Raw genomic sequence first — 12632 nt, 5'->3', positions numbered from 1 at the left:
GATGACGGCGGCAGAGCGGGCACGGCGCGCGGCGGAGGACAGCCTGGAGGACTACGCCTTCCGCTACGTCCCCCGCAGCTTCCGCCGCTGGAGCACCCTGGCCGTGGGCGGCACCGCGCTGGGATCCATCGCCTTCCTGGCCGACTTCTCCATCGGGGCCAGCATCGGGATGGAGCATGGGACGCTCAACGCCCTGCTGGGGATCCTGCTGGCCTCGGTGATCATCTTCCTGGTGGGCCTGCCGATCAGCGTGTATGCGGCCCGCTACAACCTGGACATCGACCTGCTGACCCGCGGCTGCGGCTTCGGCTACCGCGGCTCGGTCATCACCACGCTGATCTTCGCCGGGTTCACCTGTCTCTTCTTCGCCCTGGAGGGGGCGATCATGGCCCAGGCGCTGCACGTCGGGCTGGGCGTCGCGCTGCCGGTGGGGTATCTGCTCTCCACCCTGGTGGTGATCCCCATCGTCTTCTTCGGCATGCGGGCCCTGGAACGACTCCAGCGGTGGACCACCCCGCTGTGGCTCGTGCTGGCGCTGGTTCCGCTGGTCTGGGTGGTGCTCACCGATCCCGACGTCGTGGAGTCCTTCCTGGCCTTCGACGGCGCGGGGGAGGGCGTGGTCGAGCTGGGAGCCGTCGTCGCCTGCGCCGCCGTGTGCTTCGCGCTGGCTCCGCAGCTGGCCGAACAGCTCGACTACCTGCGGTTCATGCCGCCGCGCACGCGGGCGAACCGCGGGCGCTGGTGGGCCTCGGTGCTGCTGGCTGGGCCCGGCTGGGTGGCGTTCAGCGGCGCGAAGCAGATGATCGGCGTCTTCCTGGCGGTCTATGTGCTTGCGCGCGTGGATCCCACCCTCGGCGGCCGTGCCGCGGAGCCGGTGGTGCAGATCCTGGGCCTCTACGAGCGGCTCATGCCGGACTGGCTGGCCGTCGTGCTGGCGATGACGCTGGTGGTGGTGGCTCAGGTGAAGATCAACGTGACCAACGGCTACTCGGGCTCGCTGGCCTGCCTGAACGCCTGCACGCGCCTCACCAGACGGTATCCGGGCCGGACACCGTTCGTGCTGGTCAACCTCTCGGCGGCCTACGGTCTGATGGTCATGGACGTCTTCGCGCTGATGTCCTTCGTGCTGAGCCTGTACGCCAACGTGGTGATGGCCTGGCTCGTGACCGTGGCGGTGGACATCGCCGTGAACAAGCGTCTTCTGGGCATCTCCCCGGTGGTGCCGGAGCATCGTCGGGGCATGCTGCATGACTGGAACCCCGTGGGTCTGGTCTCGGTGGGCGCGGCCTCGCTGCTGTCGCTGCTGACGTTCTTCGGCGTCTTCGGAGAGGCTCTGCGGCCCTTCGCCGTGGGCGTGGCGATCCTGGTGGCCGCCGTCGTGACGCCCACCGTCGCGGCCCTGACCCGGGGACAGTGGTATCTGCGGCGCCGCTGGGACGGCATCGACCTGCCGCTGATCGACGACCAGGGCAGCCCGTCGGCGGCGCGGTTGCGCTGCCACGTCACCGGATACACCTTCGAACGCCCCGATATGCTGGCCTCAGCGGAACCCGGGCCCTTCGGGGAGACCCAGCACATCTCCTCGCTGGCGCTGACCCTCGCCGATGCCGACCGCTATGTGCTGCCGGCCGACGGCGGGTCCGCCACGGCGGCGCCGCCGTGGGAGACGCGGGGGACGCCGCAGATGGTGGACAGGCAGGCCCGGGGTGGGGCGGTGATGAGATGAGAGCGGGCAGGATGGGCGCACAGCCGCAGACGGCGGAGGCCATCGTGGCCTGCGCCGCCGAGACGATGCCGCTGGCTCCGTTCGACGACGTGCCCTACAGCCGGTTGGCCGAGGCCGTCGGCGTCTCCGAACGCACCGTCTACCGGCATTTCCCCACGCAGGGGCATCTGCTGACCGCCGTCGCTCGGGCGTTGGAGGACGGGACCTTCCCGGTGCCGACCTTCCTCACCTGGGAGGAGTTCCTCCGCGCGGCGGAGCGCCGATTCTCAGCCTTCGACGCCGCACCGGGGCATGCCCTGGTGGTGGCGCGCGCCGAGGTGGTCTCCCCGGTGGGACCGGTCCATCCCAGCTTCTTCTCCGAGGCCGTGGCGACCATGGTCGCCGGCGAGCTGCCCCGGCTCGGACGTCGGGACGTCGCCCGGCTCACCGGAGGGCTCGTGCACTTCTCCTCGGCCCAGTTCTGGGCCCGCTGCCGCGCCGGCTTCGCCATGGACGCCGCAGCCGTCACCGCGGCGTTCCGCCAGTCCGCGGAGCGGCTCACCGGCAGGTTCGACACTGCCCGGGACACTGCCCGGGACACTGCCCGGGACACGGCGGTGGACACGGCGGTGGACACGGCGGTGGACACGGCGGAGGTCGCCCTCGGGCGGGGCGCGGGCGCAGGAGAGGGAAGCCGAACTCAGGAGGCGCACCGGTGACCGCTGGGCAGGATCCTGCGGAGAGTCTGGGCCTGAGCCGCACGCAGGCGAGGATCCTCTCGGCCTTCGCCGAGCTGGTGGAGGAGCTGGGCTCCGACGACGTCTCCTTCCGGCTGGTGGCCCGGCGCGCCGGGATGGGGGAGCGCACGGTGTTCCGGCACTACGGGACCCGGGGCGAGCTGCAGCTGGCGGCCGCCTCTTGGTTGGAGCATGCGGTCTTCACCCGCCGCTCGGCCGAGTCGATCTTCGACCTGCCGCTCATCGTGCGGGAGTCCATGGAGGCCTACGCGCGCCGCCCTGAGCTCGCCCATCTGGCGGCGGAGGCCGCCACACGGGGCGACGCCGGCCTGGGCACGGCCCCGGACGCCGCTCGGCTCGACGAGCTGATCCGCCAGGAGACACCGTGGGTCGGCGCGCAGGAGCGTGCAGGGCTCGTCGCAGCCCTGTGCCACCTGGACTCCGCGTCCGCCTGGGTGGCGCTGGACCGTCAGGTGGGGCCGGAGGTCCGGGACGTCGCCGACGCCGCAGGCTGGGCCGCCGAGGCGCTGCTGGACGCACTGCGGGCACCGGCGGGCGACCGATGAGCGGCTGCCCCCGGCCCGCACCCGGCCCCGCCGCGGTCGAGCACGCACACGACGTCCTGCACGACGTCCTGCACGACGTCCTGCACGACGGCGGCCAGCGGCGGCTGGTCGAGGAGGCGCTGGGTCGACTGCGCCAGGCCGGTGAGCGGCTCACCGCCGCCCGGCGGGCGGTGCTGGAGGTGCTGGCGGGGCGTCACAAGCATCTCAGCGCCGATGAGCTGGCCAGCCTGCTGGCGGCCCGAGGAGTCCACCGCACCACCGTGTACCGGACCTTGGAGGTCTTCTCCGCCCTGGGGCTGGTCTCGGTCCGGCAGCTGCCGGGAGGGGCGGCGGCCTACCATCTGGCCTCGGCCTCGCATCTGCATGGTCACTGCGACCGCTGCGACGCCGTGACGGCGCTGCCCCGCCGGGAGCTCGAGGAGCTCGCGGCCGTGCTGGAGGGGAGAGTCGGCTTCCGCCTGGACCTTCAGCGCTCCACGCTGCTCGGTCGCTGCCCTGGTTGTCACGGCACCTCTCCCGCTCCATGATCTCCGGCAGCTCCTCCACGATGACGTCGCTGAACCCCGCCCGCGCGATGCGCTCTCGGCGACGACGGAGATGTCCTCGGCCCCAGCCAGCGGCGGCGCTCCACGGGCCGGGGCGGTGCCGGTGCCGACGTCGAGGACGCGCGCCGGGGTCGAAGGGAGTGCGGGACACCAGACGCGCCCCCAGGCTCCGGTCTCCTGGGGGGTTGCTCAGCCGGCTCTGCTGCTGCGCCTCATCGTCGGGGCCCACCGGGTCCAGTGGTCGTCCAGGGCGTCCTGGACGCTCATGGGCGGTGCTCCTTCGGGGTGCTGGGCGGTCTCGCCTCGCGGCGGAACAGCAGCTGGGCGGTGCCGTCGGAGGCCGCCACCGGGTCGGCTCCGACGCCGTAGACCTCGTCCAGCAGGTCGGGGGCGAGCACGTCGTCCGGCCGCCCGGAGGCGCGCACGCCGCCGTCGTCGAGCAGCAGGAGCCGGTCGCAGTAGCGGGCGGCGAGGTTGAGATCGTGGAGCACCACCACCGTGGTGATGCGCAGTCCGCGCAGCAGCTGCAGCACCTGGTGCTGGAACCCGATGTCGAGGTGGTTGGTGGGCTCGTCCAGCAGCAGGCAGGTGGCCTCCTGCGCCAGTGCGCGGGCTATCATCACCCGCTGCCGCTCGCCGCCGGAGAGGCTGCTGACCTCCTGCGGGGCCAGGTGGTGCACTCCCACCTCTCTCAGGGCACGCTCGGCGATCTCCTCATCGTGGCGGCTTTGGCGCTGGAGCATACCCAGGTGTGGGGTGCGTCCCAGCAGCACCGTCTCGGCCACGCTGAGCGCCAGCTCTCCCGAGGGCTCCTGGGCCACCAGAGCGACCTCCCGGGCGGTCTGTCGGGCGGTGAGTCGGTGGAGGGGGCGCCCGTGCAGCAGCACCTGCCCGCGGGCCGGGGGCAGCGCCCCGCTGAGCGTCCGCAGCAGCGTGGTCTTTCCGCCGCCGTTGGGGCCGATGAGCCCCACCACCTCCCCGGCGGCGACCGTGAGGGCGACGTCGCGGAGGATCACGCGCCTGCCGCGCCCGGCGCCGACGGCGCAGTCGAGGCCGAAGGTGTGCAGGACCGGAGGCGGGTCAGCGGTCGGCATGCAGTTCCTCGGTGATACGTTCCAGGCCCTCCACCGTCAGCGGCGACGCCGGTTCGGTGAAGTTGAACCGCTGCACGATGATCGACCCGTCCTCCACGGCTCGCACCGTCTCCGCGCCGGGCAGGGAGGTCACAGCCTCGGCGACGCCGTCGGGCTCTCCTTGGTGCAGCAGGATCAGAACCTCCGGGTCCCGGTCCACCAGCTCCTCGGTCTGGACCTCGAAGACCCGCTCGGAGACGTCGGCGAACACGTTCTCCAGTCCGGCCGCCTCGAGCTGCGGCTGGGCCATGGATCCGGTGCCGTAGGCGTAGACGGGCCCGCCGCCGACCGATGGGTACAGCACGGCGGCGGTGCGCGACTCCTGCCGGACGGCGTCGCTGGTCTCGACGGCGGCGACCCGGTCCTGCAGCTCGTCGATCAGCGTGGTGGCCTCCTCCGGGGCGCGGAACACGGTGCCCAGCCGGTCGATCTCCGCCCAGAGGGTCTCGAAGTCTGCGTCCGTGCCGTGGTTCGGGCAGTGCAGCTCCTGCTCCAGCACCGCGATGCCGGCGTCGCCGAGCCCGTCCCGGGTGACGCCGTCGGGCAGCCCCAGGGCGAGGTCCGGCTCCTGGGCGACGACCTCCTCCTGGGAGAGCATGAGATGCCCGGAGGCGTCCAGATCCTCTGAGAGCGAGGGGATGTCCTGGATCTGCCGTGCCAGCTCCGCAGAGTAGTACCCCGCGGGGAAGTCCCCGGCCCGGGCGACGACGCGGTCCATCACTCCCAGGCCGTCCAGGATGGTCACCGGGGCGGTCTCCAGAAGGATGACCCGCTCGGGAGCGGCCTCGAAGGCCACCTCGCGGCCGCAGTCGGTCACGGTCACCGCGTCGCCGCGCTCTGGCTCCGCGGCGGTGCCCTCGTCCGCGCATCCGCTGAGGGCCAGCACCGCCAGCGCCGACAGCACCGACAGCGCCGCGAGGGCGGCCGGCGCTGCTGGGGCAGCGGAGTGGGGCTGGCGGGGTCCGGGAGTCATGGGAGTCCTTCCGAGGGGTGGATCCGGTCAGGAGGTCCGGGCGTGCATGCGGCGGATCAGCAGGAGCAGGAAGGGCGCGCCCACCAGGGCGGTGATGATCCCGATGGGCAGCTCCCGGGGCTGCATGAGGACGCGGGACAGGGCATCGGCCCAGATCAGCAGCACTGCGCCGAGGAGGGCGACCACGGGGAGCAGCCGCGCGTGGACGGCGCCGACCAGGCGGCGGCCCAGATGCGGCACGACCAGCCCGACGAAGCCGATCGCCCCGGCGGCGGCCACCATCGCCCCGGTGCCCAGGGAGACGACTGTGAGGACCTGGACGCGGGCCTGCGTCGGGCGGACTCCCAGAGCCCGAGCGGTCTCGTCGCCGTGGGCGAGGGCGTCGAGCCGCCGGGACCAGAGCATCAGCACCATCGCACTGGCGCCCACCAGGGCGAGCACCAGCAGCAGGAACGGGTCCCAGCGCGCCAGGGAGAGGGACCCCAGCAGCCAGAACATGACCGTCCGGGAGCCCTCGGCATCGTCTGAGGCGAAGATCAGGAAGCTGGTGGTGGCCGAGAGGGCATAGCCGACGGCCACACCCGCGAGCAGCAGGCGCAGCGAGGTCACCTGACCCTGGGACCGGGCGACGACGAGGACCAGCAGGGAGGCGGCCATGGCTCCGAGGAAGGCGCTCAGCGGCAGCGCCTGCTGCCCGGCGCCGGCGCCGAATCCGAAGAGGATGGCTCCGGCGGCCCCGGTGGACGCGCCTCCGGAGATGCCGAGGATGTAGGGATCAGCCAGGACGTTGCGGACCATGGCCTGCAGGGCGGCTCCGCACAGCGCCAGACCGGCCCCGACGGCGGCACCGAGCAGCACACGCGGCACGCGCATCGTCCACACGATCGCCTCCTGGGCGTCCGTCCACGTGGGCGTCACGGGCAGGCCGAGCTGGTGGGCGATCACCCCGGCGACCGTGGCCGGGGCGATGGGTGCGGGACCGATGCCCACGCAGACCAGGACGGAGACCAGCAGCGCCGCCGAGAGGCCGATGGTCCACCCGGCCGCACGGCGCCGGGGACCGGAGGTGAGGCCGTGACGGCGTGGGCCGGTGGGGGCCGCGCCACCGGTGGCGGCGTGTCCCGGGGCTGGAAGGACGGCAGCAGGAGGGCGCCGCGTGCGGCCGACCCGAGCGGCCGAGCCGGTGCCGGTGAGGGTCATCTGCGTCCTGTCCGTCGGGGGGAGCTGCCGACGCCGTGGCGCCGCAGTCCCGTCCTGCAACGATGTCGCATGAAGCCTGGGGACCTCGACATGTCAGCCGTGTTACATCCCGGGCCGGATTCGTGCGCTGAGCCTGGCGCGGCGGCGCGCCGAGGTGGGGTCATGCCTCCACGAGAAGCGCGTGCGGGGGACGAATCGCTCACACTGCCGCAGACACGAACCGGTGAGATCACCTGATGATGGGGCATGCCGGGGTGATATGACACCGTCGTGTCGTGTGATCTGGACCCCGTGAATGGCCCGCATGGTGCGGATCCTCGCCGGTGCGTGGGGTTCGGGAGGCCCGTTCGGGGATGCGTTCCTCACATCTCTTAGGTGAACCTATGCTTGATTGAGTAAGATGCAGATGTGCAAAATGACCCCGTGCTGTCGAACCTTACGCACCCGGACTCGGCGCAGACGTCCCGGACCTCGCTCCGCGCCAGCGAGGTGTCCGTGTCCTACGGTCCCCACCGCATCGTCCACGGCGTCGACGCCGAGCTGCTGCCCGGCGGGGTCACCGCGCTGATCGGCCCCAACGGCAGCGGCAAGACCACGCTGCTGCGCGGCATGTGCCGACTGGCCGACGCCGAGGGCCAGGTGAGCCTCGACGACGTCGACATCACCAGCTTCTCGCCGCGCAGCTTCGCCAAGCGGCTCACGATCCTCGCCCAGCAGCGGCCCACGCCGACCGGGCTGACGGTGGCCGAGGTGGTCGAGCTCGGACGCCACCCCCACCGGGGCCGGTTCCGCCGCACCGATCCTGGAGGTGCGGAGGCCGTGGAACGGGCCGTGGCGCTCGCCGGGCTGGAGGATCTGCGTCACCGGCCGGTCACTGAGCTCTCCGGCGGTCAGCTGCAGCGGGTCTGGCTGGCCACCTGCCTGGCCCAGCAGACCGACGTGCTGCTGCTCGACGAGCCCACCACGTTCCTGGACCTGAAGCACCAGATGAGCCTGCTGGACCTCATCCGGGACCTTGCCGACGTCCACGGCCTGACCATCGGCGTCGTGCTGCATGACCTGGAGCAGGCCGCCGACATCGCCGATCACGTGGTCCTCCTCGAGGAGGGGCGGGTCGTCGCGGCCGGGTCTCCGTCCGCGGTGATGACCTCGGAGCGGCTCACCGAGGTCTATCGCGTGCCCATCGACGTCACCTCCCTGCCCGACGGCGGGCTCGCCGTCCGTGCCCGGCGCGCCGGACGCCGGGGACGCAGCGCCGAGGATCCGTCCGCCGCCCAGACCCGGGACGACTCCCGGACCCTGCCCGTGCCGGCCTGATCCCCCCCCGATCCTCCCCATCTGCTCGGGCGGCCCCGTGCCGTCCGGGTCGGCTGCGGGCGTCGCACCCGAGCAGCCCTGAACCCCTCACGTCCCGAAAGGACACCATGACCCTCACCGATGCCCCCTCCACCCGCTGGCTGCTGTCCCTGGCCGCCATCGGATCCCTGGCGCTGACCGCCTGCGGCACCACTGACGTCGACACCGACGAGGACACCGGCACCGACGCGGAGACCGGCCCGGTCACCGTCACCGACCACTCCGGCGAAGAGATCACCCTCGACGCTCCCGCGCAGCGCGTCGTCACCCTGGAATGGGCCCAGACCGAGAACGTCGCCCTGCTCGGCGGCAACCTCGTGGGCGTGGCCGACCTGGAAGGCTACGAGGCGTGGGCCTCCGCCGCGGAGATCGACGACGAGGACGTCGTCGACGTCGGCCTGCGCACCGAGCCCAGCATCGAAGCGATCGGCCAGGCGAACCCGGACCTCATCATCGGCGCCGAGGAGTCCGTGCCGGACGGCATGCTGGAGGACCTGGAGGAGATCGCCCCGGTGGTGCTGCAGGAGTCCGCCGACGCCTCCGACCCGCTGGGCCACATGGAGCGCACGTTCTTCCAGATCGGGGAGCTGATCGGAGCGCAGGACGACGCCGAGCAGGTCTGGGACGACTACGAGCAGACCCTCACCGACGCTCGGGAGACCCTCAACGAGGCCGACGCCGAGGACACGCCCTTCGTGGTCGTCTACCCCTCGGTGGAGGGCAACACCGCCACCTTCCGGCTCCACGGACCCGGCGCCATGGTCAGCGCCGTGGGCGAAGAGATCGGCCTCACCCCGGCCTGGGAGGAGGAGGGCGACGCCGGCTGGGCGATCAGCTCCTCCGACGTCGAAGGCCTCACCGCGCTGCCGGACGACACCGAGTTCTTCTGGTGGACCGCCTCCACCGAGCCGGAGGACCCCTTCGCTCCGCTGGAGGACAACTCCACCTGGAACTCGCTGGGCTTCGTGGAGAACGACCGCATGCACGTCATCGAGCGCACCTGGCTCTACGGCGGTCCCGGCTCGGCCATGCAGTGGACCGAGCAGCTCGCTGAGACCGTCGCCGACGACGCCTGAGCGCCGCTTCGGCTTCGACTGACACGAGACGACGGCGGACACCCGTGACCCAGCAGAAGGACGCTCTGGCGGTGCGCACCAGCGCCGCCGCGGCGCGCACCACCCCGGCGAAGGCCCGCTCCCTGGTGCTGCTCACCCTGATGGTGGGGCTGGGGCTTCTGGTGCTGCTCTCCGCGGTGCACCTGACTCAGGGCACCTCCGGGGTCAGCGCCCGGGACCTGCTGTCCGCCGTCGTCACCGGTCAGGACGCCCAGCTGACCGCCATCGCCCTGGACTCCCGCCTGCCACGGCTGGTGGGCGGTCTCGTGGTGGGCGTGGTGCTGGGCATCGCCGGCTGCGCGCTGCAGGCCATGACCCGCAACCCGCTGGCCTCCCCGGACACGCTGGCCGTCAACGCCGGGGCGCACCTGGCGCTGACCACGGCGGCGGCCTTCGGGCTGTCGCTGCCGCTGCTGAGCTCCGCCGCCCTGGCCTTCGTCGGGGGCTTCGCCGCCGCGGGGCTGGTGCTGGCGCTGACCGGCTTCTCCGAGTCCGCGCCCATCCGCCTGGTGCTGGCCGGCACCGTGGTGGCCATGGGGCTGGCCTCGGTGACCTCGGCGCTGCTGATGATCCACGCCCAGTCCACCCAGGGGCTGTTCCTGTGGGGATCCGGCACCCTGAACCTCTCCGGGATCGGCGCGGTGCTGCGCCTGCTGCCGGTGGTGCTCGTGGCCCTGGCCGTGCTGGTGGTGCTGTCCCGGGCCACTGATGTGCTCTCCCTGGGCAGCGACACCGCCCAGTCGATGGGCGTGCGAGTCGGCCTGGTCCGCGGTGGGCTGCTGGTCTGCTCGGTGCTGCTGGCCTCCTCCGCGGTGACCATGGTGGGGCCGCTGGGCTTCGTGGGGCTGTGCGCCCCGGCCATCGTGCGGCTGCTGTCCACCCGGGTGATCCGCTTCGGCCGCTTCGGCTGGGCCATGGCGGGCTCCGGACTGCTCGGGGCGCTGATCGTCCTCGGAGCCGACGTCGGGGTGCGGGCCATCTTCCTGGGCGGCATCTTCGGCTTCACAGACCTCAACCTGGCGGTCGGCATCCCCACCGGAGTGGTGACCTCTCTGATCGGCGCCGTGTTCCTGGTGGTGCTCGCCCTGCGCATGCGCAGCGGCGGCAGCAGCCAGGAGATCGCCGCCATGGGGCTTCCCTCGGGGGTGCGGCTCTCGCGGAGGCTCGCCGTCGTCGTCACTGTGGGCGTCCTGCTGCTGGGACTGGTGGCCGCCGGCATGCTGCTGGGTGACTGGTGGCTGCGCGTGGGGGATCTGGCCCTGTGGCTGCAGGGGCAGGCGCCGCGGGCCATCGAGATCTCCCTGGACTTCCGCGCCCCCCGCGTGGCGGCCGCTCTGCTGGCCGGCGCCGTGCTGGCCGTGGCCGGAGGGTTGGTGCAGACCGTGACGCGGAATCCGCTGGCCGAACCCGGCATCCTCGGAGTGGCGGCCTCCGGGGGAGCGGGCGCGGTGATCGCGCTGATCGTGCTGCCGGCCTCCTCGGCGTGGACCATGTCAGCAGGAGCCGCGGCCGGTGCCGTCCTGGCCGGCCTGATCGTGTTCTCCCTGGCCAGCTCGCGCACCAGCTCCCCGGAGACGGTGGTGTTGGTGGGCATCGGCGTGATGACCGCCGCGCAGGCGATCACCCAGCTGCTCATCGCCACCACGCACCCGCACAATCAGGCCATGGCGATCTCCTGGCTCGGAGGGTCCACCTTCGGCACCGCCTGGCGGGATCTGGGGCCGATGCTGCTGCTCCTGGTGGTCGCCGTGCCGGTGCTGCTGGCGCTGCGGCGGGAGCTGGACCTGGTGGGCATCGACGATGTCACCCCGAGGATCCTCGGGGTCTCCCTGCCGGTGGTGCGCGGGGTGGCTCTGAGCATCGCCGTGCTGCTGGCCGCCGTCGCGGTGATCGCCGTCGGGGTGATCAGCTTCGTCGGTCTGGCCGCCCCGCACCTGGCGCGCATGCTGGTGGGCCGGGAGCACCGGTGGTTCCTGCCGGTCTCCGCCATGCTGGGCGCCGCACTGGTCTCCCTGTCGGACACCTTCGGCCGGACCGTCATCGCACCCGATCAGCTGCCGGCGGGCCTGGTGGTCGCGGTCATCGGCCCCCCGTACCTGCTGTGGCTGCTCAAGCGGTCCACCTCCCGCACCACCCAGGCGACGACGCCGGCGCGGGCCTGAGCGCGGGGCCCGGCCGGACGGCTCCTGTCGTCGCGGAGGGTGAAGCCCGTCACGTCAGGTCGGCTAGAGTCTGAAGGGAGAAGAGGACCAGCGGCGAGGATGCGAGGCGACGACATGCCGGAGACGATGCCAGACCAGACGCCGGAGCAGAACCCGGAGCCCAGCTACGAGGACCTGGCCCGGCATTTCGCCCAGGCGTTCACCATCACCGAGCCCACCCTGCTGGGCGCCACCGGGCCGGAGGTCCCGCTGCGCCCTGCCGACGGTGTCCCGGACCGCGAGCAGGCGCTGCGCCGCAATGACGGCGGATACCGCCTGCGCAACGTCACCCGGCCCACGCTGATCCCCTATCTGCCGGATCCCGGCACGGCCACGGGTGCAGCGGTGCTGATCGCCCCCGGCGGGGCCTTCCTGAAGCTGTCGATGGACAGCGAGGGGGCCGACGTCGCCCATCTCCTGCGGGAGCGTGGGTTGGCGGCGTTCGTCCTGAAGTACCGGCTGGGACATACCGGTGAGACGCTGGAGGACTTCGGAGCCCACCTGGCCAGCGCCTTCTCGCCGAGCGAAGACTCCGATGTGGTGGACACCCGGGGCGGACATCAGCGATTGGCGGTCGACGACGTCGAGGACGCGTTGGCGCTGATCCGGAGTCGGTCCGGGGAGTGGGGCGTGGACGCCGACCGGGTGAGCGCGATCGGCTTCTCCGCGGGCGCGTACGCCATCTCAGCCGCCGTCGCCGCCGAGGATCCGCAGAGGCGGCCGGGCTCCTTGGCCTGCATCTACGGGGGACGGTTGCCGGAGGCCGGATTCGAGGTGGAGCCGGGCCTTCCGGATCTGTTCACGCTGGTCGACGTCCACGACCCGCTGTGCGCCGGGGATGTGCTGGAGCTCATCGACACCTGGCGCCTCAGCGGCGCAGCGGTGGAGGGGCACATCTATCCCGGGGCGCTGCACGGCTTCGGAGCCCGGGTCACCGGCACCCCCGTGGACGCGTGGATCGACCTCTGGTTCGACTGGCTGGACCGTCAGGGGCTGCTCAGCCGAGTGTGAGCGCGCGGGCGCAGCGGGATGCGTCCTCGCGTCCCCGAACCAGTCGTTCCGCCCCGTCCAGGTTCCTGAGCCCCTCGAATCGTGTGGGGG

11 protein-coding genes are annotated in these 12632 nt (G+C 72.3%); 8 read left to right on the top strand and 3 right to left on the bottom strand.

Going from position 1 to position 12632, the window contains the following annotated elements; translation table 11 throughout:
• Position 1: 1 nt before the first annotated feature.
• Genes ABD658_RS13080 through ABD658_RS13065 form a run of 4 tightly spaced genes read left to right on the top strand, consistent with a single transcriptional unit; the run spans position 2 to position 3535 of the window.
• The gene (locus ABD658_RS13080; protein WP_344681590.1) at positions 2-1726 is read left to right on the top strand and encodes a purine-cytosine permease family protein; all 1725 of its coding nucleotides are present in this window, start codon (positions 2-4) and stop codon (positions 1724-1726) included.
• 11 nt (positions 1727-1737) lie between these two features.
• Entirely contained in the window at positions 1738-2424 is a 687-nt protein-coding gene (locus ABD658_RS13075; RefSeq protein ID WP_344681588.1) for a TetR/AcrR family transcriptional regulator, read from the top strand.
• Positions 2421-3008, top strand: coding sequence for a TetR/AcrR family transcriptional regulator (locus tag ABD658_RS13070; RefSeq protein ID WP_344681586.1), 588 nt, complete (start codon positions 2421-2423; stop codon positions 3006-3008). The genes ABD658_RS13075 and ABD658_RS13070 overlap by 4 nt, the downstream gene beginning before the upstream one ends.
• Positions 3005-3535, top strand: coding sequence for a Fur family transcriptional regulator (locus ABD658_RS13065; protein ID WP_344681584.1), 531 nt, complete (start codon positions 3005-3007; stop codon positions 3533-3535). The genes ABD658_RS13070 and ABD658_RS13065 overlap by 4 nt, the downstream gene beginning before the upstream one ends.
• A gap of 281 nt (positions 3536-3816) precedes the next feature.
• Here ABD658_RS13065 and ABD658_RS13060 read toward each other — a convergent pair whose 3' ends face one another.
• From ABD658_RS13060 to ABD658_RS13050, 3 genes are read right to left on the bottom strand one after another with little or no spacing between them, the layout of a single operon-like run.
• Positions 3817-4647: an ABC transporter ATP-binding protein gene (locus ABD658_RS13060; RefSeq protein ID WP_344681582.1), complete on the bottom strand. Its 831-nt coding sequence runs from the start codon at positions 4645-4647 to the stop codon at positions 3817-3819.
• Positions 4634-5659 (bottom strand): ABC transporter substrate-binding protein, encoded by a 1026-nt coding sequence (locus ABD658_RS13055; protein WP_344681580.1) that lies wholly within the window; start codon positions 5657-5659, stop codon positions 4634-4636. Before ABD658_RS13055 ends, ABD658_RS13060 begins: the two co-directional genes overlap by 14 nt.
• Before the next feature lie 27 nt (positions 5660-5686).
• Entirely contained in the window at positions 5687-6859 is a 1173-nt protein-coding gene (locus tag ABD658_RS13050; protein WP_344681578.1) for a FecCD family ABC transporter permease, read from the bottom strand.
• Between the two features lie 495 nt (positions 6860-7354).
• On the opposite strand from ABD658_RS13050, the gene ABD658_RS13045 reads away from it, so the two are divergent.
• The 4 genes from ABD658_RS13045 (at position 7355) to ABD658_RS13030 (ending at position 12542) form a co-directional block, all read left to right on the top strand.
• Positions 7355-8176, top strand: a complete 822-nt coding sequence (locus tag ABD658_RS13045; protein WP_344681576.1) for an ABC transporter ATP-binding protein — start codon at positions 7355-7357, stop codon at positions 8174-8176.
• A gap of 107 nt (positions 8177-8283) precedes the next feature.
• Positions 8284-9291, top strand: a complete 1008-nt coding sequence (locus tag ABD658_RS13040) for an ABC transporter substrate-binding protein (protein ID WP_070160300.1) — start codon at positions 8284-8286, stop codon at positions 9289-9291.
• Positions 9292-9335: 44 nt separating this feature from the next.
• Entirely contained in the window at positions 9336-11492 is a 2157-nt protein-coding gene (locus ABD658_RS13035) for an iron ABC transporter permease (RefSeq protein WP_344681574.1), read from the top strand.
• Positions 11493-11606: 114 nt separating this feature from the next.
• On the top strand, positions 11607-12542 hold the full coding sequence (locus ABD658_RS13030; protein WP_344681572.1) for an alpha/beta hydrolase: 936 nt from the start codon (positions 11607-11609) through the stop codon (positions 12540-12542).
• Positions 12543-12632: the final 90 nt, after the last annotated feature.

The organism is Nesterenkonia aethiopica (assembly GCF_039534665.1).
In the GTDB taxonomy this organism is placed as follows: domain Bacteria; phylum Actinomycetota; class Actinomycetes; order Actinomycetales; family Micrococcaceae; genus Nesterenkonia; species Nesterenkonia aethiopica.
This window is presented reverse-complemented; position numbering and strand designations above follow the sequence as displayed.

Bases quoted from the DNA above. Each gene is read 5' to 3' on its own strand.
- ABD658_RS13040 (WP_070160300.1), top strand. From the start codon at position 8,284: ATGACCCTCACCGATGCCCCCTCCACCCGCTGGCTGCTGTCCCTGGCC.
- ABD658_RS13030 (WP_344681572.1), top strand. From the start codon at position 11,607: ATGCCGGAGACGATGCCAGACCAGACGCCGGAGCAGAACCCGGAGCCC.
- ABD658_RS13060 (WP_344681582.1), bottom strand. From the start codon at position 4,647: ATGCCGACCGCTGACCCGCCTCCGGTCCTGCACACCTTCGGCCTCGAC.
- ABD658_RS13065 (WP_344681584.1), top strand. From the start codon at position 3,005: ATGAGCGGCTGCCCCCGGCCCGCACCCGGCCCCGCCGCGGTCGAGCAC.
- ABD658_RS13080 (WP_344681590.1), top strand. From the start codon at position 2: ATGACGGCGGCAGAGCGGGCACGGCGCGCGGCGGAGGACAGCCTGGAG.
- ABD658_RS13075 (WP_344681588.1), top strand. From the start codon at position 1,738: ATGGGCGCACAGCCGCAGACGGCGGAGGCCATCGTGGCCTGCGCCGCC.
- ABD658_RS13055 (WP_344681580.1), bottom strand. From the start codon at position 5,659: ATGACTCCCGGACCCCGCCAGCCCCACTCCGCTGCCCCAGCAGCGCCG.
- ABD658_RS13050 (WP_344681578.1), bottom strand. From the start codon at position 6,859: ATGACCCTCACCGGCACCGGCTCGGCCGCTCGGGTCGGCCGCACGCGG.